This window comes from Flavobacterium terrigena (assembly GCF_900108955.1).
Classification (GTDB): Bacteria; Bacteroidota; Bacteroidia; order Flavobacteriales; family Flavobacteriaceae; genus Flavobacterium; species Flavobacterium terrigena.
This window is the reverse complement of sequence record NZ_FNYA01000002.1, coordinates 398,643-423,695: the sequence shown is the minus strand read 5'-3', so window position 1 is coordinate 423,695 and position 25,053 is coordinate 398,643. Positions and strand designations below refer to the sequence as shown.

Annotated in this window: 21 protein-coding genes; 8 read left to right on the top strand and 13 right to left on the bottom strand. The window is 31.4% G+C overall.

Going from position 1 to position 25,053, the window contains the following annotated elements:
• Nucleotides 1-99: 99 nt before the first annotated feature.
• Nucleotides 100-915 carry a UbiA prenyltransferase family protein gene (locus tag BMX42_RS05295; protein WP_317040029.1) on the top strand — a complete coding sequence of 272 codons (816 nt, stop codon included), beginning with the start codon at nt 100-102 and terminating at the stop codon, nt 913-915.
• Nucleotides 916-1,001: 86 nt separating this feature from the next.
• On the opposite strand, the gene BMX42_RS05290 is transcribed toward BMX42_RS05295, so the two are convergent.
• From BMX42_RS05290 to BMX42_RS05265, 5 genes are all read right to left on the bottom strand, one after another.
• Entirely contained in the window at nt 1,002-1,454 is a 453-nt protein-coding gene (locus BMX42_RS05290) for an SRPBCC family protein (protein ID WP_091309916.1), read from the bottom strand.
• Nucleotides 1,455-1,863: 409 nt separating this feature from the next.
• Nucleotides 1,864-2,250, bottom strand: a complete 387-nt coding sequence (locus BMX42_RS05280) for a hypothetical protein (RefSeq protein ID WP_091309909.1) — start codon at nt 2,248-2,250, stop codon at nt 1,864-1,866.
• Nucleotides 2,251-2,262: 12 nt separating this feature from the next.
• Nucleotides 2,263-2,607: a hypothetical protein gene (locus tag BMX42_RS05275; RefSeq protein ID WP_091309905.1), complete on the bottom strand. Its 345-nt coding sequence runs from the start codon at nt 2,605-2,607 to the stop codon at nt 2,263-2,265.
• Nucleotides 2,604-2,951 (bottom strand): hypothetical protein, encoded by a 348-nt coding sequence (locus BMX42_RS05270; RefSeq protein WP_091309902.1) that lies wholly within the window; start codon nt 2,949-2,951, stop codon nt 2,604-2,606. Before BMX42_RS05270 ends, BMX42_RS05275 begins: the two co-directional genes overlap by 4 nt.
• Nucleotides 2,952-3,019: 68 nt before the next feature.
• Nucleotides 3,020-3,523, bottom strand: a complete 504-nt coding sequence (locus BMX42_RS05265) for a GbsR/MarR family transcriptional regulator (protein ID WP_091310909.1) — start codon at nt 3,521-3,523, stop codon at nt 3,020-3,022.
• A gap of 136 nt (nt 3,524-3,659) precedes the next feature.
• On the opposite strand from BMX42_RS05265, the gene BMX42_RS05260 reads away from it, so the two are divergent.
• Nucleotides 3,660-6,647 (top strand): M4 family metallopeptidase, encoded by a 2,988-nt coding sequence (locus BMX42_RS05260; protein ID WP_091309897.1) that lies wholly within the window; start codon nt 3,660-3,662, stop codon nt 6,645-6,647.
• 80 nt (nt 6,648-6,727) lie between these two features.
• On the opposite strand, the gene BMX42_RS05255 is transcribed toward BMX42_RS05260, so the two are convergent.
• The 4 genes from BMX42_RS05255 to BMX42_RS05240 form a co-directional block, all read right to left on the bottom strand.
• Nucleotides 6,728-8,752 (bottom strand): M3 family metallopeptidase, encoded by a 2,025-nt coding sequence (locus BMX42_RS05255; protein WP_091309893.1) that lies wholly within the window; start codon nt 8,750-8,752, stop codon nt 6,728-6,730.
• A gap of 280 nt (nt 8,753-9,032) precedes the next feature.
• Nucleotides 9,033-9,518, bottom strand: coding sequence for a 5-(carboxyamino)imidazole ribonucleotide mutase (gene purE / locus BMX42_RS05250; RefSeq protein WP_091309889.1), 486 nt, complete (start codon nt 9,516-9,518; stop codon nt 9,033-9,035).
• Between the two features lie 88 nt (nt 9,519-9,606).
• Nucleotides 9,607-10,758, bottom strand: a complete 1,152-nt coding sequence (locus BMX42_RS05245; protein WP_091310906.1) for a 5-(carboxyamino)imidazole ribonucleotide synthase — start codon at nt 10,756-10,758, stop codon at nt 9,607-9,609.
• Nucleotides 10,759-10,870: 112 nt separating this feature from the next.
• On the bottom strand, nt 10,871-11,422 hold the full coding sequence (locus tag BMX42_RS05240; protein ID WP_245748249.1) for a hypothetical protein: 552 nt from the start codon (nt 11,420-11,422) through the stop codon (nt 10,871-10,873).
• Between the two features lie 80 nt (nt 11,423-11,502).
• Between BMX42_RS05240 and BMX42_RS05235 the strand changes: the two genes are divergently transcribed.
• The 5 genes from BMX42_RS05235 to BMX42_RS05215 all read left to right on the top strand — a co-directional run bounded on the left by BMX42_RS05235 (nt 11,503) and on the right by BMX42_RS05215 (nt 18,324).
• Nucleotides 11,503-12,075, top strand: a complete 573-nt coding sequence (locus tag BMX42_RS05235; RefSeq protein ID WP_091309886.1) for an adenylate kinase — start codon at nt 11,503-11,505, stop codon at nt 12,073-12,075.
• Nucleotides 12,076-12,106: 31 nt separating this feature from the next.
• The gene (locus tag BMX42_RS05230; protein ID WP_091309882.1) at nt 12,107-13,381 is read left to right on the top strand and encodes a hemolysin family protein; all 1,275 of its coding nucleotides are present in this window, start codon (nt 12,107-12,109) and stop codon (nt 13,379-13,381) included.
• 263 nt (nt 13,382-13,644) lie between these two features.
• On the top strand, nt 13,645-14,646 hold the full coding sequence (gene obgE, locus BMX42_RS05225; protein ID WP_091309879.1) for a GTPase ObgE: 1,002 nt from the start codon (nt 13,645-13,647) through the stop codon (nt 14,644-14,646).
• A 56-nt stretch (nt 14,647-14,702) separates the two neighbouring features.
• On the top strand, nt 14,703-15,977 hold the full coding sequence (locus BMX42_RS05220) for a zinc-dependent metalloprotease (protein WP_091309875.1): 1,275 nt from the start codon (nt 14,703-14,705) through the stop codon (nt 15,975-15,977).
• Nucleotides 15,978-16,176: 199 nt separating this feature from the next.
• Nucleotides 16,177-18,324, top strand: a complete 2,148-nt coding sequence (locus BMX42_RS05215; RefSeq protein WP_091309872.1) for a S46 family peptidase — start codon at nt 16,177-16,179, stop codon at nt 18,322-18,324.
• Nucleotides 18,325-18,957: 633 nt separating this feature from the next.
• Here the strand turns inward: BMX42_RS05215 and BMX42_RS05210 are convergent.
• Nucleotides 18,958-20,868, bottom strand: a complete 1,911-nt coding sequence (locus tag BMX42_RS05210; RefSeq protein ID WP_091309868.1) for an ABC-F family ATP-binding cassette domain-containing protein — start codon at nt 20,866-20,868, stop codon at nt 18,958-18,960.
• Nucleotides 20,869-20,932: 64 nt separating this feature from the next.
• Here BMX42_RS05210 and BMX42_RS05205 point away from each other — a divergent pair, with 64 nt between their 5' ends.
• Nucleotides 20,933-21,325 carry a DUF983 domain-containing protein gene (locus BMX42_RS05205; protein ID WP_091309865.1) on the top strand — a complete coding sequence of 131 codons (393 nt, stop codon included), beginning with the start codon at nt 20,933-20,935 and terminating at the stop codon, nt 21,323-21,325.
• Here the strand turns inward: BMX42_RS05205 and BMX42_RS05200 are convergent.
• The 3 genes from BMX42_RS05200 to porM all read right to left on the bottom strand — a co-directional run bounded on the left by BMX42_RS05200 (nt 21,314) and on the right by porM (nt 25,024).
• Nucleotides 21,314-22,369 (bottom strand): NAD(P)/FAD-dependent oxidoreductase, encoded by a 1,056-nt coding sequence (locus BMX42_RS05200; RefSeq protein WP_091310901.1) that lies wholly within the window; start codon nt 22,367-22,369, stop codon nt 21,314-21,316. The two genes, BMX42_RS05205 and BMX42_RS05200, sit on opposite strands and share 12 nt — an antisense overlap.
• Nucleotides 22,370-22,581: 212 nt before the next feature.
• The gene (gene porN, locus BMX42_RS05195; RefSeq protein WP_091309861.1) at nt 22,582-23,478 is read right to left on the bottom strand and encodes a type IX secretion system ring subunit PorN/GldN; all 897 of its coding nucleotides are present in this window, start codon (nt 23,476-23,478) and stop codon (nt 22,582-22,584) included.
• Between the two features lie 19 nt (nt 23,479-23,497).
• The gene (gene porM / locus BMX42_RS05190; protein ID WP_091309858.1) at nt 23,498-25,024 is read right to left on the bottom strand and encodes a type IX secretion system motor protein PorM/GldM; all 1,527 of its coding nucleotides are present in this window, start codon (nt 25,022-25,024) and stop codon (nt 23,498-23,500) included.
• Nucleotides 25,025-25,053 lie beyond the last annotated feature (29 nt).

Here is a 25,053-nt window from a genome sequence, read left to right as displayed (position 1 = left end):
TATTAATCTGATAAAAATAATGGCTTTTGAGTTGAAATTTTATGATTTTTATCAACTTATAAGTCTTCTTATTAACAGTTTGATTAATTTTGTTAAATGATGCTATTGAAGAAAATATTAGATTTTTATATTAAAAGCAGTTTACACGTTGCTTTATCGGCTTATGCATTGGTTTGTATGACAATGTATTTTTTCAATATCTCAGAGAATTTTGAAGTCAAAGCCTTTGCGTTTTTCGGAACTATTGTAGGTTATAATTTTGTGAAATATGATGCATTAGCGCGATTAAACAAAATCAACATCAAAAAAGAATTAAGACTGATTATCATTTTAAGTATTTTTAGTGCATTAGCCTGTTTATATTATTTTCTGAAATTGCAATGGATAACAAAATCTTTAGGGATGGTGTTTTTTGTATTGGTATTGCTTTATACTTTGCCCTTTTTTCCGAATAAACAAAATGCCAGAAATTGGAAAGGCATTAAAATTTATATAGTGAGTTTATGTTGGGTTGGCGTTACGGTAATACTTCCGTTGATAAATGCTAAAGTCGGATTTACGCTCGATGTTTTATTAATGAGTATCCAAAGATTTATCCTGATTTTCGTGTTGGTTTTAATTTTTGAAATTATTGATATTAATACCGATGATCCACATTTACAAACAGTTCCACAACAAATAGGTGTTGAAAAAACTAAATTTTTAGGCTACATGCTTTTGATGGTTCTACTTCTTTTAGAATTTTTGTATCACACCAATCAGCATTATATTCCACTGGCTTTTAAATTTATAGTTTCGGGTTCCATTGCGATATTTTTATATTTTGCGAATCAAAACAGATCGAGATATTATGCGAGTTTTTGGGTGGAAGCGATACCGATTTTTTGGTGGCTTTTATTGATATTTTTAAGTTGATAATCGGCACAGATTCGAGGATTTTTTTATCTTTTTAATAATTTGCGACACAAGAACAAAGTTCGATTCGACGAAGTAATCTGCGGTTAATTTTTCTCAGCTAAATCTTTCAAAACGGCATTTCTCTGAACGATGAAATTAGTTAAATGTTTTTTTAAAAATAATTTATCGAAAAGTTTTCCGAAAACTCCAAACGGCGTTTCATATTCTAAAAGATCTCTGACTTCCACATAATTTTCTTTTTGTTCGAAAAAATGCTGATGTTTGAATTTTTTAAATTTTCCTTTTAGTTGTTCATCCACAAAATAAGTGGGAAAAATCATTTCAGAAATAACACTTTGATGCGTAATATAAACCCCGAAATGTTTGCCTTTCCAAGTCACGGTTTCATTTTTATTAATTAATCCAGATGTAATTCCAGCAATGGCAATTTCTTTGGTTTTACTCGCCGATTGTTGGTGAATACTAATATCTCTATTCGTGTCAAAAACTTTTTCAATCGGTGCGAAGTAATGCGTTGTGATTTTTATAGTTGTCATTTTGTTTATGTTTTTAATCCTGACAGGTTTTAGAAACCTGTCAGGATTATTTATTTTATCCGTTAATTTCTTTTCTGCATTTATAAAATATAAACATAAAGAGAGTTGCTGTTAGCATTGGAACAATAAAATAAATTATAATTCCTATAGTTGTATGCATTTTTTCATTAAATGTTAAAGCAATGAAAATTAATATAGTCAATAACCAATATGTTTTTAATAAATTTCTTAAAAAATTCGACACTTTTTTATAAAAGTTTATTGTCAAATAAATCGCACTGACTAATTGAGTTATTCCTAAAATTATTTGAAATGCCATTCCAGGAGTTATTGCTAAATATAGTAATAGGTTAATTACATATATAACTCTATTTATTTGAAAGACTGGATTTAGACTATTCATTTTAAATTACCCGTTAGTTACAACTCTTTGTTCTACTTGTGCTTGGTTGGCTTTGCGTTTTCCTCTGAAAAAGAAATATAAGTTTATGAATAACATAATTCCTAAATAAATGTCAAATCCACCAATTTTATAACTTAAGGCTTCAATTAAACTTTGATAATCGTCTTTGTAGATGGTCATTTCTAAAATCATCAAAGCAAAACCCAAATTAAGTAAATAAAACCCAGTTTCAAATAATTTATTAGTTGCAAAAGCAATTTCTTCTCGACCTTTAAAAATGTCTAACATGAATATTTTACTGTTTTTGAATAATGTTTTGCTTACGTAATAAGTTAAAAATAAAGCAATTGGTAAGTAAATTGCATATCCGACTAGAATTTTTGTAGTTTCCATAATGTTGAATGTTTAAATTAATTTTTTAATGTATTTAGTTAATAATATTATGTTGATGTAATGCATAATGCCGATGGTAAGAATGATTATTGCCGATTTGGTTGCTATGATTTCAATAAGCTGATTTATGGTTTGAATTTTTTCCCAGGAAATGATGGTCATGGCGCAATAACCTAAATTCAATAAATAGTACCCAATTAAAAGCATTTTGTTTATTTGGAGACACAATTCTTCATGATTCGGAATCAATTGCGACACAAATATGTTTCCGTTATCGTAGCATAATTTCCCAACTTTGATGATGATTATGCTGGTGAGACTTAGATAAATAATATATCCGATGATGTTGAGGTTCATAAATAAAGTTTTTTATAGATTATTAATGATAAGTAAGTTGCTAAAATCAACGGAATTGGAAATAAGATAAATGTTATAATGTTCAAATAATTGATTTGTGCATTTATAAACCATAAAAGAAAAAACAGAATTACGGAAATGATATATATTCTTAAATGTTTGTTTTTTGGATTTTTGTATAAAAGAAACAATCCTAATAGTACTTGAATTAATCCTGTTAACATTGTTGAGAATAATGCAAACCCAATCCAGTTTCCTGCGGCATCATTTATTATAATTCCTATAAGTAGTAATGTTATTGGGAAACCAATTGCGAAAGTGTTTATATATTTTAAGGTTTTCACGATTCTTTTTATTTTTAAACTTTCAGAAAAAAATGAAAGTTCTGATTAAATTTTTTTAATTCAAGTTATTACTTCATAAACTTAACTAAAATCTGCGCCAACCAATTGTCTTTGTATTCTGTAATTTTATCTAAAACGTTATCGGCTTTTAAAACGAAATCGTATAATTTTTTGGTTTGATCTACGAAATGTTTTTCTTCTGAAGTTGCGTTCGCATTAATTGAAGAAACTTCTTTTAAGACTTTTAAAGCTGGTTTAATTTCTCTTTTACTTCTTTCTTTGGAGATTTTTACGGCTAATTCGTCCAAATCTTTTTCAGCTGTGAAAAATTCACGTCTTTCGCCCACTTTGTATTCTTTATATACAATTCCCCAATCCATTAATGCACGAATATTCATACTGGCATTTCCACGAGAAATTTGTAATTCTTCCATAATGTCTTCCATAGAAACTGCTTCGCTAGAAACCATTAACAAAGCGTGGATTTGCGCCATCGTTTTGTTAATTCCCCATTGAGAACCTAACGCTCCCCAAGTTTGTACGAATTTATTTTTAGCTTCTTTGAATTCCATTTTTGAAAGTAATTTCATTTTGATACCACAAAGATATATAAAAGTTTTTAAACTTTCAAAAATAAATGAAAGTTTATTGTGAATTTTTTTATTTAAATTAAATTAATTAATATTGTAAACCAAATTTACTAAAATTATGAAAATTAACTACTTAAAAGCCTTTGGATTGGCATTATTGCTATCTTCATCTGCGTATTCTCAAAAGAATGAGAAATACAATGGAGATCAAGCCTTCCAAAAAACAATCAACTTAAATGGGTTTTACTCAAGTGAAACTGCCATTAAAGAATTCTCTAAGTTATATTCTTTAAATAACTTGAATTCGTTCGTGCCAAAAAAATCAACTTCAGATGAAGCGGGTTTTACACACCAAAGATTTCAACAATTCTATAATGGAATAAAGGTTGAATTCGGAACATTAATAACTCATATGAAAGATGGAAATATCGTTTCTGTAAATGGTGAGTTGTATAATGCCGAGGGATTGAATTTAAATTCAACACTTTTAGCTACAGAAGCTTTTAATAAAGCACTAACTTTCGTAAACGCACAAACTTATTTGTGGGAAGATTCAGTTTCTGCTGAAGCAATGAACTATACAAAACCTAAAGGTGAGTTAGTTGTTTTTCCTATAGTTAATAGTGGGGAAGTTAGGCTAGCGTATAAGTTTGACATTTATGCAAAAACACCAATTTCTAGAGATGAAATTTTTGTAGATGCTAATACTGGGGAAATTCTTTATAAGAATCCAATTATTAAGCATGCAACTCATTTGGTTTCTGAATATGAGGTGGAACAAAATGCAAAAAAATTCGAAAAAATTGCATTGAATAAAGAAAATGCTCTTTTTACTCCTTTTGTTGCGGCTAGTGCTGCAACAAGATATAGCGGAACAAGAACAATTGAGACAACACAAACTGGTCCGAATTCTTATGTTTTAAACGAAGCTACAAGAGGAAATGGTAACGGAATAGTGACATATAACTGTGAGAAAACAGACACGTATCCAACAACAAATTTTGTTGATAATGATAATAATTGGATAGAACATAACAATACAAATAAAGACAATGCAGCTTTAGATGCACATTGGGGAGCTGAAAAAACATATGATTTTTGGAAAGAAATTTTTAACAGAAATAGTTTTGATGATGAAGGTGCTCAAATAAAAAGTTACGTACACTATGACAATACTCCAGCAACTACAGCTGGTTACCAAAATGCATTTTGGAATGGAAGTGTTATGACATACGGAGACGGTAGTACTTGGAATGTATTAACAGCTATTGATGTTTGTGGTCACGAAATTGGACATGCCGTTTGTTCTTACACAGCTAATTTAGCATACCAAAATCAATCAGGAGCAATGAATGAAGGTTTATCTGATATTTGGGGAGTTTGTATTGAACAATATGGTAGAAATGGAAATCTAAATTCTCCAGTTGATACAGCAAATCCAGGAACTTCAGCTATTTGGAAAATTGGAGAAGATATAACTTCAACCGCATTACGTTCTGTAAGTTATCCAAGATCAAAAGGAAATCCAGATACTTTTAAAGGAACATCTTATTCAGCTACAGCTGATGATGGAACTTGTACTCCATCTCAAGCAAATGATAATTGTGGTGTTCATAATAATAGTGGTGTATTAAACCATTGGTTTTATATAGTAACAGCAGGAAAAGCGGGAACAAACAATGCTCCAGCTTCATCTGGTGGTCCATTTGCTTATAATGTAAGTGGTATTGGAATGGCAAAATCTTCTCAAATTACATATTATGCAGAAAGAGATTATTTGACTTCTAACGCAACTTTTATGGATATGAGAAATGCTACAATTGCTGTTGCAAGTTCACTATATTGTGCTACAAGTCCTGAAGTTCAATCTGTAACTAAAGCTTGGAAAGCAGTAAATGTAGGTGCTAATTATGTTGGTTACGCAAATGATGTTGCATTAAAATCGATTTCTGGTGGAAATGTAAATGTAGCTTGTGGTGCAACTTATAGTCCAGCTATTATTTTTGAAAATTCAGGAACTGCAGTTATAAATAGTGTTTCTATTTCATATAATATTGACGGTGGTGCAAATACTACTGCAAATTGGACAGGAACATTGTCAAATTGTGCAGTACAAAGTTATACAATTCCTGTTTCAGGGTTAACAAGAGGAACTCATGTTTTAAATGTTACAACAACTGTTACAAGTGATGGAAATGCAGCCAATAATACAAAATCAATTTTAATTGTTGTCAATGACGCAGGAACAATAAATGTTACCAATACATTTAATTCAGCTTCAGATGTTTTAGTTTCAATTGATCAAAATGGGAAAACAAATTCTGTTTGGCAACGTGGTGCTGTAAACAAGACTTTATTGACAAATACAGTTGCTGGATCAAATGTTTATGCAACTAAATTAACTGGGAATTATCCTGATGCGACAACTTCTTATTTAGTTTCTCAATGCTATAATTTAACAAACTTATCTAGCCCTACTGTTAGTTTTGACATGGCTTTCGATTTAGAATCTAATTGGGATATTATTTATTTTGAATATTCTACAGATTCAGGTGCAACTTGGAATGTGTTAGGGACTTCTAATGATGCTAGTTGGTACAATAGTTCAAGATTACCAGATGGAACAGATTGTTTCAACTGTATCGGAAAACAATGGACAGGTAATTATGCAACTGCACCTACAGGTGGAACAGGTGTTAATGGTAATAAGCGAACTTATACACATTCATTAACAGATTTGGGAAGCACTTCTAATGCTATCTTTAGATTTACTTTTGTTTCTGATGATGCAGCAAATCAAGAAGGTGTAATGATTGATAATTTTATAATTCAAGGTGCATTATCTTCTCAATCTAATCAAATTGATGGTTTTGCATTGTATCCAAATCCAACAAAAGGTAAATTAAATATTTCATTGCCAACTTCTGATAAAGTTGCTGTTGAATTATTCGATTTAAGAGGAAGATCAATTTATCAAAATAATTTTGAAGCTCAAGGCGCTTTATTTACAAAAGAACTTGATTTTTCTGCGACTCAAGCTGGAGTTTATATATTAAATGTGAAAACAGAAGGAAAACAAGTTTCAAAAAGAATTATTATAGAATAATTAGAATAAATATTTTTAAAGTTTAATAAAAAAATCCTGTTTCGAATTTCGAAACAGGATTTTTTATTTGGGATTGTAAATTATATTAAACCGGCTCGTTTTAACAATGCATCTGGTTTTGGTTCCTGACCTCTAAATTGTTTGTACAATGTCATTGGATGATCCGTTCCTCCTTTAGATAATACGTTGTCTTTAAATTTGGTTGCGATTTCTTTATTGAAAATTCCGTTTTCTTGGAAATACGCAAACGCATCGGCATCCAAAACTTCCGCCCATTTATAACTGTAATATCCTGAAGAATAACCTCCCTGAAAAATATGCGAAAAAGAAACACTCATACAGTTTTCAGCAACATCTGGATATAAAGACGTATCGCCCATCGCTTGTTTTTCAAAAGCTTTTACATTTTCAATAGTTTGATTTTTTCCATGATATTCCATGTCTAATAATCCAAAACTCAATTGACGTAAAGTGGCCATTCCTTCTAAAAAACTCGCCGATTCTTTAATTTTTTCCACATATTCTTGTGGAATGATTTCGCCAGTTTCGTAATGTTTCGCAAATAAAGCCAACGCTTCAGGTTCGTAACACCAGTTTTCCATCACTTGAGAAGGTAATTCTACAAAATCCCAAAAAACTGAAGTTCCAGATAGGCTAGGGTAGGTAGTATTCGCTAACATACCATGTAAACCATGACCGAACTCGTGAAACAAAGTTGTGACTTCATTAAACGTTAATAAAGAGGGTTTCGTAGCGGTAGGCGGTGTGAAATTACACACATTAGAAACATGTGGTCTTTCGTTATTTCCTCCTTTAATATATTGTGGTTTGAATGACGTCATCCAAGCTCCATTTCGTTTGCCTTTTCTTGGAAAGAAATCGGTATAAAATATCGCTACTAAATTCTTGTTCTCATCTAAAACTTCAAAAGTTTGTACATCTGGATGGTATTTGTCAATATCAAAAACTTCATTGAATGTAATTCCAAAAAGTTTTTCTGCTACTGTAAAAGCACCATTTAAAACATTTTCTAATTTGAAATATGGTTTCAATACTTCATCATCTAAATTGAATAATTTTTGTTTCAATTTTTCCGAATAATACGCACCATCCCATTTTTCTAATTGCTCAATTCCGTCTAATTCCTTCGCAAAAGCCGATAATTGTTCGAATTCTCTTTTAGCAGCTGGTTTCGCTTTTTCTAAAATATCATTTAAAAAAGATAATACTTTTGTCGGATTTTGAGCCATTCGTTCTTCTAAAACAAAATGAGCATGTGTTTCATATCCTAACAAATTCGCACGTTCATGACGAAGTTCGACAATTTTTTTGGTAATTTCTTCGTTGTTGTATTCGTTATTTTGAAAGGCTTTTTTACCATACGAAATCGCCATATTTTTTCGTAATTCTCTATTCTCAATATAAGTTAGAAACGGCATATAACTTGGAAAGTCTAATGTAAAAATCCAACCTGTTTCATTTTTCGATTTCGCTAAATCGGCCGCAGCTTCTTTCGCGCCATCAGGCAAACCTTTTAAATCGGCTTCGTTGGTAATGTGTAATTGGAAATTGTTAGTTTCCGCTAAAGTGTTTTCGCCAAAGGTCAGTTGTAATTTGGCTAATTCTGTATCAATTTCACGTAAACGTGTTTTTTTATCTTCGGAAAGTAAGGCTCCATTTCGAGTAAAACCTTTATATTTTTTGTCTAATAAAGTCGCTTGTTCTGTGGTCAGATTCAAGTTTTCCTTATCTTCATAAACGGCTTTGACTTTTTTAAATAAATTCTCATTTAAAGCAATGTCATTTCCGAATTCAGTAATTAACGGCGTAACTTCTTGAGCAATTTTTTGCATTTCATCTGAAGTTTCAGCCGAATTCAAATTGAAAAACACACTTGATAAACGATCCAATTGTTCTCCAGCGAAATCTAAAGCTTCAATCGTATTTGCGAAAGTTGGCTTCTCAGTCGAATGAATAATTGCATCGATTTCAGTTCTTGCTTTTTCAATGTTTTTTTCGAAAGCAGGCAAATATTCTTCAATTTTTATTTTTGAGAATGGAGCCGTATTGTGTTTTGTATCAAAAACTTGAGTTAAAATTGACATATTTTTTAGAATTATTGCTTTTTATTATATTTTTTTGAAAATTTCATAAATTATGAAAGCCCTTATTTTATTAGTGTTTCGGTAGATTCATTGAATTATCTTGAATAATTTTTGAAAAAATCCGATGAAATGCTTGTTTTTACCGATTAAGTGTGTATATTTGTAAAAGAAATGAGCGAAAAACAATCGCCCTTTTTGCCCCAAGTAAGAATTTTTTTTATAGTTGTCACTTAATTGTGAATAGATTTTTGGCTCCGACTTAGTGATAAGTCGGAGTTTTTTATTTATTCAAGTTTTCAGAAGCTTTTAAAACTGCATCACGTAAACCTTCTTTATAAGTAACAATTTTGTTTAATACGTTTTTATCAGCACTTCCGATAATTTGCGCTGCTAAAATTCCAGCGTTTTTCGCACCATTTAAAGCTACAGTTGCAACCGGAACTCCGCCTGGCATTTGTAGAATTGACAAAACTGAATCCCAACCATCAATAGAATTACTAGATTTTACAGGAACTCCAATGACTGGAAGTGGACTCATTGATGCTACCATTCCTGGTAAATGCGCCGCACCACCAGCTCCAGCAATAATTACTGAAATACCACGATTGTGGGCGTTTTTACTAAAATCGAATAATTTTTCTGGCGTTCTATGTGCCGAAACAATATCAACTTCCGTTTCAATATTAAATTCTTTTAAAATGTCTATGGCTTCTTGCATGACCGGCATATCCGAAATGCTTCCCATTATTATGGCTACTTTGCTCATTTTGTTGTTTTGAATTTTGAATTCTAAATTTTAGATTATCTCAAACGGATTACATTCAAAATTTAAAATTCATAATTTATAATTATTTTTAACTAATCACTCTAATATTATTCTTTACTTCTTCAGCAATTTTTCTGGCTTCTGTCATATCTTCGTTTACGATAGTCACATGTCCCATTTTTCTAAATGGTCGTGTTTCTTTTTTGCCGTAAATATGAGGTGTCACACCATCAATTGCCATTATTTTTTCAATATTTTCATAAATAACTGGACCAGAAAAACCTTCTGCACCAACCAAATTTACCATAATTCCAGCGACTTTGCTATCAGTATTTCCTAAAGGTAAGTTTAAAACCGAACGCAAATGATTTTCAAATTGCGAAGTATAACTTGCTTCAATCGTGTGATGTCCTGAATTATGAGGTCTTGGTGCGACTTCATTCACTAAAATATCGTCGTTTTCTGTTTGAAACATTTCTACAGCTAATAATCCAACATGATCAAAAGCTTTCGAAACTTGTAAAGCTGTTTCAATTGCTAATTGTGCTACTTTTTCATCAATTCTGGCAGGGCAAATTACATATTCCACCTGATTCGCTTCTGGATGAAATTCCATTTCCACAACAGGATAGGTTTTCACATCACCTTTTGCATTTCGGGCAACAATAACGGCTAATTCATTTTTGAAAGGAACCATTTCTTCCGCAATACATTCCACTTCCGGTAAATGCATTAAATCCATGGTAGAACGACAAATTTTCACGCCATTTCCATCGTAACCAAATTGGGCACATTTCCAAACGAATGGAAATTCTAATTCGTCTTTTTCTAAAGATTTTTTCAAATCATTTAAATCAACAAATCTTTGATGTTTTGAAGTCGGAATGTTATTTTCTACATAAAAATCTTTCTGTTTTCCTTTGTTTTGAATTAATCGCAATGTTTTTGGCGAAGGAAAAACAATATGGCCTTCTTCTTCTAATTTATCTAAAGCGTCTAAATTTACATTTTCAATTTCAATAGTTATGGCATGACACATTTTACCAAATTGATAAACCGTTTCATAATCTAAAAGACTTCCTGTGTAAAATTTATTTGCACCAAATTGTGCTGGCGCTTCATTACTTGGGTCTAAAACAAGAGTTGTAATGTCGAATTTTCGGGTTTCAGTCAAAAGCATTTTGCCTAATTGTCCACCGCCTAAAATTCCTAATTTAAAATCTGAAGAAAAATAATTCATTTCGTCGTTGTTGTTTTTATTTGTCTCATGCAGTCGCTTCGCTCGAGTCATTAGTTGTTATTGTTGTGTTTGCGCAAAGATACTAATTTGAAATTGTTTCGCCAATTGACAATTATTTTAGTTTTCGTAAAATATCTTTTGCCGCCGCTTTGTAAGCTGCAGAATGATTGGGGTAATCTTGTGAAAGTATCATTTTCAATTCTTCATTAATCCACTGATGTTTTTTGCCAAAATTGTGCAAAGCTCTCATGGAATACGCTTTTGCGGCTACTTTCTCATCTTGAATTAACCAATCTAAACAGGTTTCAATGATTTTTGTTTCCTGAATTTCGGTTAATTTTATGGTTTTCGATTTAGATAAAAATAAGCATATTTTTGAAATTGGTCTAATTGCAGAATCATTTTTATAAAACGGAATTTTTGCAATAAAATCATCTAAAAATGGGAGAATAAGTTCTAGTTTTAGTTCGAAAATTAATTCTAAAATCCAACATGCTTTAAAATGAATTTTGTCGTTTTCGTTCAATCCAATTTGCATTAGAAATTGTAGTTTATCAGGATTTTGAAATACATAATCACGAATAAATTCTCTATTTAATCGATGAGCGGTACTTTCTTCTATAAGTTTATAAAATGCTTTATTCATATGTGTAAAAATAATCATTTTTTAAAAAAAGCAATATTTATATTTTTATATGTTCATTAGTTTGTAAATTTGCCGTTTATTTTAACTACAACAACATAATGATTAATATTGTTTTATTCGGGAAACCGGGCGCTGGTAAAGGAACACAGGCAGAATTTTTAAAAGAAAAATACACTTTAACACATTTGTCAACTGGTGATATTTTTAGATTTAACATCAAAAATGAAACAGAATTAGGGCTTTTAGCAAAAACCTACATGGATAAAGGTGATTTAGTTCCAGATTCTGTAACGATTCAAATGTTACAAAGTGAAGTGGAAAAAAATCCTGAATCTAAAGGGTTTTTGTTCGATGGATTTCCAAGAACTATTGCACAAGCAGAAGCTTTGGATGCGTTTTTAGAATCTAAAAATGATAAAATTACAGCAACTGTTGCTTTGGAAGCAGATGATGAAATTTTAGTAAAACGTTTGTTAGAGAGAGGAAAAACTTCTGGAAGACCAGACGATCAAGATGAAGAAAAAATAAGAAACAGATACCAAGAATATAACGAAAAAACGGCACCTTTAATGGACTATTATAAGTCACAAGGTAAGTTTTATGCTGTTAACGGAATTGGTACAATTGAAGAAATTACAGAGCGATTAAGCACAATAATCGATAAATTTTAATTATATTGCATTTAATTCAACTATATAAAAATTGGAAATAGTCATAATATTCTTGTTGATACTGCTCAATGGAATTTTCTCCATGTCAGAGATCGCACTCATATCAGCAAGAAAAAACAGGTTAGAAACCGCCGCCAAAAAAGGCAACACGAGTGCAAAAACCGCATTAGATTTAGCTAATTCACCAAACAAATTTTTGTCTACGGTGCAAATTGGTATTACCTTAATTGGTATTTTAACTGGTATTTATTCTGGTGCAAAAATCACAACAGATGTGGAAACTTTTTTTACATCTTATGAATTAACTTTTCCATACGCACATTCTTTAGCAGTAAGTGTGGTGGTAGTTATTTTAACTTTCTTTTCTCTTGTTTTTGGAGAATTATTACCGAAAAGAATTGGTTTAAATTATCCGGAAGCTATTGCGAAATCAGTAGCGGTTCCAATGAAAGTGATGTCAATTGTCACAGCGCCTTTTATTTGGTTATTAACGACTTCTACAGAATTTATCCTAAAAGTTTTTAAAATCAAACCAACGGCTGACGGTAAAGTTACCGAAGAAGAAATTAAAGCGATTATTAAAGAAGGAACAGAAGTAGGGGAAGTTCAAGAAATTGAACAAGATATTGTGGAACGTGTTTTCCATATTGGTGATAGAAAAGTGAATTCTTTAATGACACACAGAAGTGAAATTGTTTATCTATTACTTTCAGATTCTGTTACAGAAATCAAAGAAAAAGTACTTGTAGATCTGCACTCTTTTTATCCCGTTTGCAGTGAAAATTTAGATAATATTGTTGGTGTTGTTTCCTTAAAAGATTTGTTTTCAAATTTTGAAAAAAACAATTTTAATTTATCAGATTTTTGTAAGCAACCTGATTATTTAATTGAACAAACTTCTGCTTATAAAGCATTAGAAAACTTCAAGAAAACCAAAATGCATAATTCATTTATTGTAGATGAACATGCCATTTTTCAAGGTATTATCACTTTGAATGATATTCTTGAAGCATTAGTTGGTGAAGCATCAGATTTTGATGAAGATGAATATCAAATTAGTGTTAATGAGGATGAAACATGGACTGTTGATGGCCAGTATTCATTACACGATTTTTTAACTTATTTTGATATGGACGACTTAACTAATGATTATGAAGTTACTACAGTTAGTGGATTCGTAGCAACAGAATTAGGTAAAATCCCTAAGCAAGGCGAAAAACTAATTTGGAATAAGCTAGAATTTGAAGTGCTAAAAATGGAAGGCACAATAATAGATAAAGTCTTAGTTAAGCCTTATAAGGAATAATTTTATCGTAAAATAAAAAATAAATTAGGACAGCTTAAAATGTTAATTCATTAGTAAGCTGTTCTTTATTTTATAGATACACTAAAAATTGTATCTTTGCAAATTGAAAAAAAATATAAACAGAGATTGATTGTATTAAGAATTACATCTTAATTTTTAATTACAAAATTACAAAATGACAGAAGATTTGAAATTAAAAGGAGAACAGCCATTGGCTGTTAGGTATTTTAAATCGGAGTCAATAATACTTAAAATAAAATATAATGACAGAGGGTAACTTCGTAGACTACGTAAAAATATATGTTGCATCTGGTAAAGGCGGGAAAGGTTCTTCTCACTTACACAGAGAAAAATTTATTGAAAAAGGTGGTCCAGATGGTGGAGATGGTGGTCGTGGTGGTCATGTAATTATTAGAGGAAGTAAAAATTTGTGGACCTTATTCCACTTAAAATTCTTGCGTCATGTTAAATCTGGTCATGGTGGAGATGGTGGAAGCAGTAGAAGTACTGGTCATGATGGAGAAGATAAATTCATTGAGGTTCCATTAGGAACTGTTGTAAAAGATAAAGAAACAGGTGAAATTTTATTCGAAATCACAGAAGATGGAGAAACTAAAATTTTAGCTCGTGGAGGTAAAGGTGGTTTAGGGAACTGGAATTTTAGAAGTTCTACCAACCAAACACCTCGTTATGCACAACCTGGAATTCCTGGTGAAGAAGTGGACGTAATTTTAGAATTAAAAGTATTAGCAGATGTTGGTTTAGTTGGATTTCCAAATGCTGGAAAATCGACTTTATTATCTGTGTTAACTTCTGCAAAACCAAAAATTGCTGATTATGCTTTTACCACTTTAAAACCAAATTTAGGAATTGTAGCGTATCGTGATTTTCAATCATTCGTAATTGCTGATATTCCTGGAATTATTGAAGGTGCAGCTGAAGGAAAAGGTTTAGGTCATTATTTTTTACGTCATATCGAAAGAAATTCAACTTTATTGTTTTTAGTTCCAGCTGATGCTGACGATATTAAAAAAGAATATGAAATTCTTTTAGATGAATTAAGACGATACAATCCTGAAATGTTAGACAAAGATAGATTGTTAGTAATTTCTAAATGTGATATGTTAGATGAAGAATTGCAAAATGAAATGAAACAACAATTAGATAAAGAACTTAAAGGTCTTGATTATATGTTTATCTCTTCAGTTGCCCAACAAGGTTTAACAGAATTGAAAGACAAATTGTGGAAAATGTTAAACATTTAACAAATAATAACAATTTTTTTATATTTTTGGGGATTAACTTTAATTAATCCCCAAAAATGAAAACAAAATTACTACTATTATTCTTTGTTGTTTCCCAAATAAGTTTTGGACAACAAAGAACTTGCGGTATGCAAGAACACATGGACAAAATTATGTTCAATCCAGTACTTAAAAAACAGTACGAGGAAAAACAAGCTAAATTTGAAGTTGAGTATCAAAAATTATTGAACAAAAAAGCTTCAGAAAATAGTTTATTGAGTCCAAATGCTACAATTTATATTCCCGTAGCAGTGCATTTCCCTTCAGTTTCAAATGCTAGTGATGCAGCTACTAAAACTTGTTTTAGAAATTTAGCTCAATCTCAAATTGATGTAATTAATGCAGATTATAATGCTGCTAACACAGATATTTCAAATTGGACTGCAGCAAGCGCCTTTTATCCAGGTGTAAATGTTGGAGATTTAGATGTGCAATTTGTTATTGCAACTCAAAATCATCCTGCCGGAACTGGTATTGCAAATGGTACAGTTGCTGTAACTTTTGGTACTGATTTTTTAGGCGGAGCTGATAGTGATACTACTTGGGTTGGTTACATGAATTTTGTAGTCAGAGATGAAGGAAATCAAATTTTAGGATATTCTCCACTTGGTGGTTCTCCAGCAGCAGGAAATACTGTTGTTATGAATACTATTTGTTTTGGAAGTGGTGCTGGTTGTACAGGTTATGTGCCTCAATCACCTTATCATTTAGGAAGAACTGTTACGCATGAATTAGGACATTTTTTTAATTTAGATCATACTTTTGCATCAAATGGTTGTAACCCTGCAAATGCAAATTGTGCTACTGAAGGTGATAGAGTTTGTGATACGCCTAGATTAACATTTGAATCTTATGGTTGTCCTGCTGCTGGTTCTCTTAATGCTTGTGGAACTTTGAAATCCTTAACTATGAATTATATGGATTATGTGAATGATCCTTGTATGTACATGTTTACAGCTGGTCAAGCAACAAGAGCTTTGGCTTATATCAATACAATTCTTCCAGAATTTAAACCAAATGTTTTAAGTAATACTTCGTTTTTAGAATCAAATTTTGCGTTTTATCCAAATCCAAATAAAGGAACTTTCAACTTACAATTTAAAGAAGTGGTTTCAGATTTTAATGTAGAGATTTTTGATGTAACAGGTAAAATGGTTTACATTAATGAGTTTTACCAAAATTCAGATTTAGTAAAAGAAATTAAGATTCAAGAGGAAATTAGCAAAGGAATTTATTTCATGAATATTAAAACTAATGATGGTTTGATCACTAAAAAAATAATTATAGAATAGGTAATTTTTTATATATTTAAAAGCGTTCTTGTTATAAGGACGCTTTTTTTATAACTAAAAGTTAAAATTTAGGTAACTGCCTCTATTGATTACTGAAATTTTAGATTTTTTTTTAAAAATAAAGTATATTCGCATCGCAAATAACAAACTATTTTATGAAATCTGTAGACACAGGTTTTTAAATTTAAATTAACTAATTATGAAAAAATTTATTGTATCCTTAGTGGCTGCATTTATGCTAATTCCATTTAGTGTAAAGGCTGACGAAGGAATGTGGTTTTTAATGTTTATCGAAAGATTAAACCACCGCGATATGCAAAAAATGGGGTTACAATTAACGCCACAAGAAATTTACAGTATTAACAATCACAGTTTAAAAGATGCCATCGTGCAATTTAATGGAGGTTGTACAGCTGAATTAATTTCTAAAGACGGATTAGTATTAACAAATCACCACTGTGGTTATGATGCTATTGCCGAATTATCTACTGCACAAAAAAACTATTTAAAAGATGGTTATTGGGCGGCAAACAGAAAAGAAGAATTAAAACCTTCTAGTTTATTTGTACGTTTCTTCGTTCGTATGGACGATTGTTCAAAAAGAATTTTATCAGTGGTTAACCCAAGTATGAGTGAAGCTGATAGAGAAAAAGCAATCAATCAAGAAATTGCAAAAATTGAAAAAGAAAATAACGAAGGTGGAAAATATACCGTTTCTGTTCGTCCATTTTTCCAAGGTAATGAATATTACTATTTCGTTTACCAAGATTATAAAGATGTACGTTTAGTAGGAACTCCTCCTGAAAGTTTAGGAAAATTTGGTGGAGATACTGATAACTGGGAATGGCCTCGTCATACTGCAGATTTCTCTATGTTCAGAATTTATGCAGATGCTAACGGTAATCCAGCAGAATATTCAGCTAACAATGTACCATTAAAACCAAAACACCACTTACCAGTTAATTTAAGTGGAGTAAAAGAAAATGATTTCGCTATGATTTTAGGTTATCCAGGTAGAACAAACCGTTGGATGCCAGCAGGTGGAATTGAGCAAAACGTAAAATTTGCTTACCCAGCTTGGGTGGAAGGTTCTAAAACAGGAATGGACAACATGAAAAAATACATGGTTCAATCTGATGCTTTAAACTTAATTTATGCTTCAAAATTTGCAGGTGTTGCGAATTACTGGAAAAACCGTCAAGGTATGATTGATGCTTTAACTAAATTTGGAACTGCTAAATCTAAAGCAGCTCAAGAAGCTAAATTCCATAAATGGGCTAATCAATCAGCTAACAAAGCAAAATATGGTAATGTAGTTCCTACAATTAACAAGTTTTACGCAATGACGAATGAAAAATCTCGTCATGATAACTACTTAACTCAATTATTCAGAACGTCTGCTTTCGGTGCTGTAAGCAGAACTTTAGGAAAACAATTAGAGAACTATACAAAAGCTGATGCTGCAAAACGTACTGAAATGGCTCCAGCTATTTTAGAACAAGCTGATGAAATGTTTAAAGAATTACACATTCCTGCAGAAAAAGATATCTTAGCTGCACAGTTAAGTTTATATGCTAAAAAAGCAGGTTATACTTTAGCGCCAATGGTTGAAAAATTAGCTAAGGAAAATAACGGTGACTTCACTAAATATGTAAACGCTGCTTTCGATTTAAGTATTTTTACTTCTAAAGACAGAATTAAAGCTTTCTTAGATTTACCAAGCGAGTCAATGTTAACTAGCGATCCATTATATGTTTTATCTAACGATTTAATTGCTCACATGGGTAAAAGAAGCGATGAGTTAATGAAAGCTCAAAACGATTTCGGTGCTTCATTCCGTTTATTAGTAGAAGGTTTAAGAGAATCTAAAATTGGTACAACTTTATATCCAGATGCTAACTCAACGTTACGTTTAACTTACGGAAAAGTTCGTTCTTTACCAGCTGACAAAAGAAATGACGCAAAAGTTAACAATTATACTACTTTAGCTGGACAAGTTAAAAAATACAAAAAAGGTGATTTAGAATTTGATTTACCTGCAAAAGTAATAGACATGAACGCTAAAAAAGAATACGGTCGTTATGCAGATAAAGATGGTTCTTTACACGTTTGTTTCTTAACTGATAATGATATTACAGGTGGAAATTCTGGTTCTCCAGTATTAAACGGAAAAGGAGAATTAATCGGTTTAGCTTTTGATGGAAACATCGAAGCAATGGCTGGTGACGTTATTTTCGATAAAAACTTACAAAGAACAATTAACGTAGATATTCGTTACGTACTTTGGGTAATTGAAAATTTCTCTGGTGCAAAACACATCGTTGATGAAATGACTTTAGTGAAATAATTCATTCAAGTTTTAAGAATAAAAAAAGAGTCTCGAGAAATCGGGACTCTTTTTTGTTTTACGAGGTTTTTATTTTTTGGGCGTTTCCCTTTGGGCCGTGCTGTCCACTATATCTTTTTTGCTTTCTTGCCTTCGAGAGCCTCAGGCAATAAAACAAAAAAGGATGCCGTTCCCATCACTAACGCAAATCTGGTTTTCAAAACTTAATTGTCTTGTAATTGATAATCCAGCAATGTTTTTTTTAACCTTGTAAGTATTTATAGTAACACCTACAAGGTTAAAAAAAACATTGCTGGTGAATCACGTCATCCAAATTCAACATTCAAAATTCACCACAATTCTCACATACTGACGTAAGGAAGTATACTTCAAATCGAACAAGACATCTTCTCAATCGAACAAGACATCTTCCAAATCGAACAAGACATCTTCCAAATCGAACAAAGCATCTTCTCAATCGAACAAGACATCTTCCAAATCGAACAAAGCATGTTCCAAATCGAACAAAGCATCTTCTCAATCGAACAAAGCATGTTCTCAATCGAAATAAGCATCTTCCAAACCGAAACAAACCATCCTCAAAAAAAAATCCCAAACAATTGTTTGGGATTTTTTTTAATGCTAAAATAATTTCTACAAATTATCTATTTCTTCCTGAACTACTTCCCAGTCTTCTAATAACTTGTCTAATTCTGCTTTTTTCTTGTTGTAGGCAGTAAAAAAAGCGGCATTTTCAGCGTGTTTATCGTAATTAGAAGCCAATTCTTTATCGTCATTCTGAATGTCAATTTCTAATTGCTTAATTTGACTTTCAATTTTTGATAATCTATTTAATAACGATTTGTTTTTCTTCTGATCTTCGTAAGAAGCTTTAGAATTATTGTTTGCAGAAACTTCTTTTTTCTCAATATCTTTTTTCTCCACTTCACGCATATTTTCCAAGTTGCGTTGTTCTAAGAAATAATTAATATCGCCTAAATATTCTTTAATTTTTTGGTCTTTAAATTCGTATACCAAATTCGACATATCTTGTAAAAAATCTCTATCGTGAGAAACGAGTAGGAGGGTACCTTCATATTTTTGAAGTGCGGCTTTTAATACATTTTTCGATTTAATATCCAAGTGATTTGTTGGCTCATCCATCACCAAAACGTTGATAGGTTGCAACAACAACTTACATAAAGCCAAACGATTTCGCTCGCCTCCAGAAAGTACTTTTACTTTTTTCTCCACATCATCACCACGGAATAAAAACGAACCTAACATGTCACGAACTTTCGCACGATTCGTATCAGTTGCCGCATCTTCCATAGTTTGAAGTAAGGTAATTTCTCCATCTAAATATTCCGCCTGATTTTGAGCGAAATAGCCAACTTGTACATTATGACCTAATTTAATTTCACCTTCATATTCAAATTCGTTCACAATCGCTTTAATAAAAGTCGATTTTCCTTGACCATTCTGACCCACAAAAGCAATTTTACTTCCACGTTCTACTAAAAGAGAAATGTCTTTTAAAATGGTTTTGTCGCCATAGGCTTTGGTTACATGTTCCGCTTCAATAACTACTCTTCCTGGAACTTTTGAAACAGGAAACGAAATATTCATTACCGAATTATCGTCTTCATCAACTTCAATTCGTTCTACTTTATCTAATTTTTTAATTAAAGATTGTGCCATCGATGCTTTGGAAGCTTTGGCACGGAATTTCTCAATTAATTTTTCTGTTTCTTCAATTTTCTTGGCTTGATTTTTCTGTGTTGCCAATTGTTTCTCACGAATTTCATGACGTAATTCTAAATATTGAGAATATGGTTTGTTGAAATCATACGCTTTTCCTAAAGAAATTTCAATTGTACGATTCGTAACATTATCCAAAAACATTTTATCGTGCGATACAATCACCACAACTCCAGGATAATTTCGTAAAAAACTTTCTAACCAAATGATACTTTCAATATCCAAGTGATTGGTTGGCTCATCCAGAAGTAAAATATCGTTGTTTTGAAGTAACAGTTTTGCTAATTCAATACGCATACGCCATCCACCAGAAAAAGTTTCCGTCTGATTTTCGAAAACGTCACGTTTAAAACCTAAACCTAATAATATTTTTTCGGTATCACCCACATAATTATAACCACCATGAATTTCATATTGGTGTTGGTAATCACTTAATTGCTGAATTAATTCTGAATACGCTTCACTTTCATAATCCGTTCTGGTAACTAATTGATGGTTGATTTCTTCAATCTTCGCTTCATAAAGTTTAATTTCTTTGAAAGCTTGGTACGCTTCTTCTAAAACAGTTCTTCCGCCTTCGAAGTCAATATCTTGACGTAAAAATCCAATACGAACTTCTTTTTCAGTCGCAATTTGTCCAGAATCTGGTTTGAAATCGCCTGCCAATATTTTTAGCATTGTCGATTTTCCAGCACCATTTTTCCCAACCAAACCGACTCTGTCTCCAGCGCCCATTCTAAAAGTTACTTCTTCAAATAAATATGTTCCACCAAAGGAAACAGAAAGATTATGTATATTCAGCATGTTTTTTTTCTAATATTCTGCAAAAGTACTACTCTTATCTTACCTTTACATCAAAATTATTGAAATGTTTGGTAAAGGTTCTAAAATTTATGCGATGATAACTGGTTGTTGTCCAAAATGTCACGAGGAAAGTATGTATTTAGATGGAAATCCGTTTAACGTGATGAAAATTTATGCCATGCATGAAAAATGTTCGCATTGTGGTCAAGTGTATAAAATTGAACCTTCTTTCTTTTTCGGTGCTATGTTTGTAAGTTATGGTTTGGGAGTTGGGATTGGAATTATAGCTTTTTTGATTGCACATTATGGATTTCATGCGACTTTAAAAACTTCTTTTATTTCAATAATCGTAGCTTTGGTTTTATGTAATACCATTATTATGCGTTTATCGAGAAATATCTGGATCAATATTTTTATTGATTTCGATAAGAATTGGAAAGATAAATTACTTAAATAATTTTTTGTAAATTCTATTGATAGAAATTTCGTTGTCTAACTCGATTCCATTTTCAATAAAATCATATAATTTATCAGATAAATATGGTGCGAAAAGCACACCTCTTGTTCCAAATCCGTTTAGAATATATACATTTTTATGCGAATGATGTCTTCCCAAAAGTGGTCGTCGGTCTTTTACAGTTGGTCTGATTCCGGCTAAATGTTCTATTACTTCAAATTCACAAGAAATTAATTCTTTTAAATTGGAAAGTAATTCATTTTTACCAGCTTCTGTTTTATTTGTGGTTTTGTCTTCCCAATTGTAAGTGGCACCAACTTTATATAAATCATTTCCGATTGGTAAAATCCAAATACTTGAATTTATGATTTCTTCTAAATTTAAGTTTTGAGCCTTTATAATTAAAAGTTCACCCTTTGTTCCGTCTAATGGAAAATTATTGAAATATGGATTATTGTGTATGCCAAAACCTTCTGCAAACACAATTTGTTTGGCTTTGATGTTTTGATAATGAATGAAGTTGTCTTCAATAACTAATTGCGAATAATCAAAAGTGTCTTCGAGATAACTGTTTTCTGAAATTAAGAAGTTGGTGTAAGCGTCTTTTAATTTTTTAGTATCTAAAAAACCGGTATGATTTACTTTTCCAAATTTATACTCCTGAGTTATAAATTTATTTTGTAAAGTTTCTAAAGTAGTATTTAGATAATTGGATAGAGTAGGTTTGTCTGAAGCGGTAAACCAGTTATTTTGTTCCTCAATAGAATTTAATTTCCTAAGTAGTGGGATTTCAAACAGAAATTTTTGGTTTAGCTTTTCTTCTAAAGTTTTATAAAATGGGATGGAGATTTTAAGTTGCGCTTCGGCTTCCCAAATTTTTGTGAATCTTTTTAAAACTACCGGATTGTATAATCCGCCAGCAATGGTTGTTGAATTTTGAGAAGTATCATTGATTACCATTATTGTTTTATGGTTTAGCAGACAGGTTTCTGCAAAAGAAATTCCGGCTAAACCAGAACCAATAATAAGATAATCGACTTTCATTTGTGTTTTATAAAGCTTAAAGAATAAAATTCTCAATATTGTCATTTCGAACAAAGTGAGAAATCACATAAAGAGATTCAGATTATGCGATTTCTCACTTTGTTCGAAATGACATAAAAATGTTTTTTTTTTGTTGGCTACAAATTTAAACAAAAAAAAACTCTTACCGAAGTAAGAGTTTTTTTAGTATTATGATTGGAGAAATATTTTAATTAGTAATTCCACATATCTAATTCGAAATTACGTATTTTTTCTTTTACTCTTTCAGATTCTAATAATTGCATTTGAGAATTTTCTTTCATGTAATCTTTAATTAATCTGTCTCCGTAAACATTTTCCTCTAAGTAAATTACTGCGCCAAAACGACGAGAATTTAATAAGTGGTCAAAAGAGAATGGCATAGCTGAGTTTTTTTCATTGAAAGCTTTTGCTCCATGTAAAACATCTCTTGCTGCTGGGAAATAAACCCAGAATAATTCAATTGGAGCTTCGTTTTTACCAGCTTCAGTGTTCATTGTATAAACATCTGGAACTAATGGACAAATTCCCATTAATCTGTATTTTAATTCACCTTGACGTTTGTCGAAATACCAAAATCCTTTGATTTTGTATCCTTGAACATCGATAGCTTTAATTTCAGTTTTTACAATGTATTCTTCTGAAACTGATTTTGCACCTGAATTTAACTCTTCAATACCTTGGTCAGTAGTATCAGTAAATACTAAAGATTTTTCAATATCTTCTAAAGTTTTTTTAGCTGTAAAGTATCCAGAATCATATACTTCAGTGATTTTTTTGTCTCTCATTGCTTGAGTCAAAACATCGTATAATGGTTTTCTATCTGGACCTAAATCCCCTTCAATAGGATAATACATTGGGAAGTTAACTCTTTGATTTACATCAATAATTTCCCATACTGTTTTACCCATTAGGATATCTCTATCACCTACGTAACCGTAAGGTAATGGTTTGTCATTATCTGCATTTAACTCTGCTTCAGTTTTTTTACCGATTTCAGCAGGAGTTTTTGCGTTTAGTAAGTTAGATTGAGCAAACGAAAACGTGCCTACACTAAATACTGCTACTAATAAAAAATTTCTCCAATTCATTTTTTTATTTTTATTTAAATTATTTTATTTCGTATGTACAAGGCGAAATAGATTTTACTCCTTGATCAATTCCTACGAATTTAGCTTTAATTTCTGAGATAATAACTACATCACCTCTTCCAGCTTTCTTAATTGCTGCTTTTGCTCTTGCGTCCATTTTGTTTCCAGAAACCACAATTGTTGGTTGTCCAGGAACTTTAATGTTAAATTGTGTTACATTAACTTGAACTGGGAAATCAAAATCAACCATTTCAGCTGAAATAGAAACTACTTCTAAATTTGAAGCTGGTCCACTAGCAGCTACCATACCTCTAACTTTTCCAGTTGGAGAAGGTAAACCTTTAATACGGAATTCTTTTTTGTCAGAAACTACTTTTCCATCAGGTAAAGTTGCACTTACATTAATCATTACAGAAGTTCCAGAACCAGGTTTTAAAACGTATTTTCCGTTAGATCCAGTCATTCCAACTGCATTAGCTTTTACTTTGTCGTTAGAAACTCCTGCAAAAGATATTGTCATTGGGTTAGGAACACCTCTGTATACAACGTTCATTTTATCTGCAGAAATAGTTGCAGAGTTTGGACGAGGAACAACTACATAAGTACCTTCGAATTTTAATGGAATTTGTTTTCCATCTTCTAAGAAACCAAATTCTCCAGAGATTGTTTGTTCTCCAATACCACCAGCAGTCATAGATATAACAGCTTGTCCGTTTTGAATTTTACCAGGTCCTTTAAAAGAAGTTGGTTGAGTGTTTGCGTCATAACGACCTAAAACTACTTTACCAGTAACTTGCTCTCCTTGGAAATATGCATTTTTATCTAAAACAACAATCGCTTGGAAGTTTTTCATAGAAGCTGCAGATTTTAATGCATTTCCTAAGAATAAGTTGTAAGCTCCAGCTTCAGTGTTTTTAACATCATTCTGCATAGCAGTTAAGAATGTTAATGTAGATACAGCAGGAAAACCTTTAGTTTTATAATCTAAAAATTTAACTTTAACATTTTCTCTGTTTGTAATATCAGCAGTTGAAAATTTCTTTTCAATTTCTTTGATAAAAGGAATGTATTTAACGTCATTACCTAATACTTTTTTGATATCTACAACATATTTATCAATTTTAGAAACAATTTCAGTTCCTCTTGCGCTATATCCATCACCAGCAAACCATTTTTCATCGATTGTTGATTTATCCATAGCTTCGAAAGGTAATTTACCATTTTCGTCTGGCTCAATTCCTTCTGTTACTTCAGCTTTTACTGTCTCAATAAAAGCAGCAAACGCTTTTGAAATTTTAGCAACTTCTACAGCTTTTTTAGCTGACTCTGCATACTTAGCTGGTTCATCACTAGCTTTTGTATTTAATGCAGATAATAAATTACCATTTGCTTCTTCAGTTAATTTATTTGACTCAGTAAATTTATCGTTAAAATTACCGAAAGCTGTTAATACTTCTTTTGACATATTTAATGCCAACATTGCGATGAAAACCAAGTACATCAGGTTAATCATCTTCTGTCTAGGGGTTAATTTTCCTCCTGCCATTTCGTAATAATTAGTTTAGTTAATTAAAT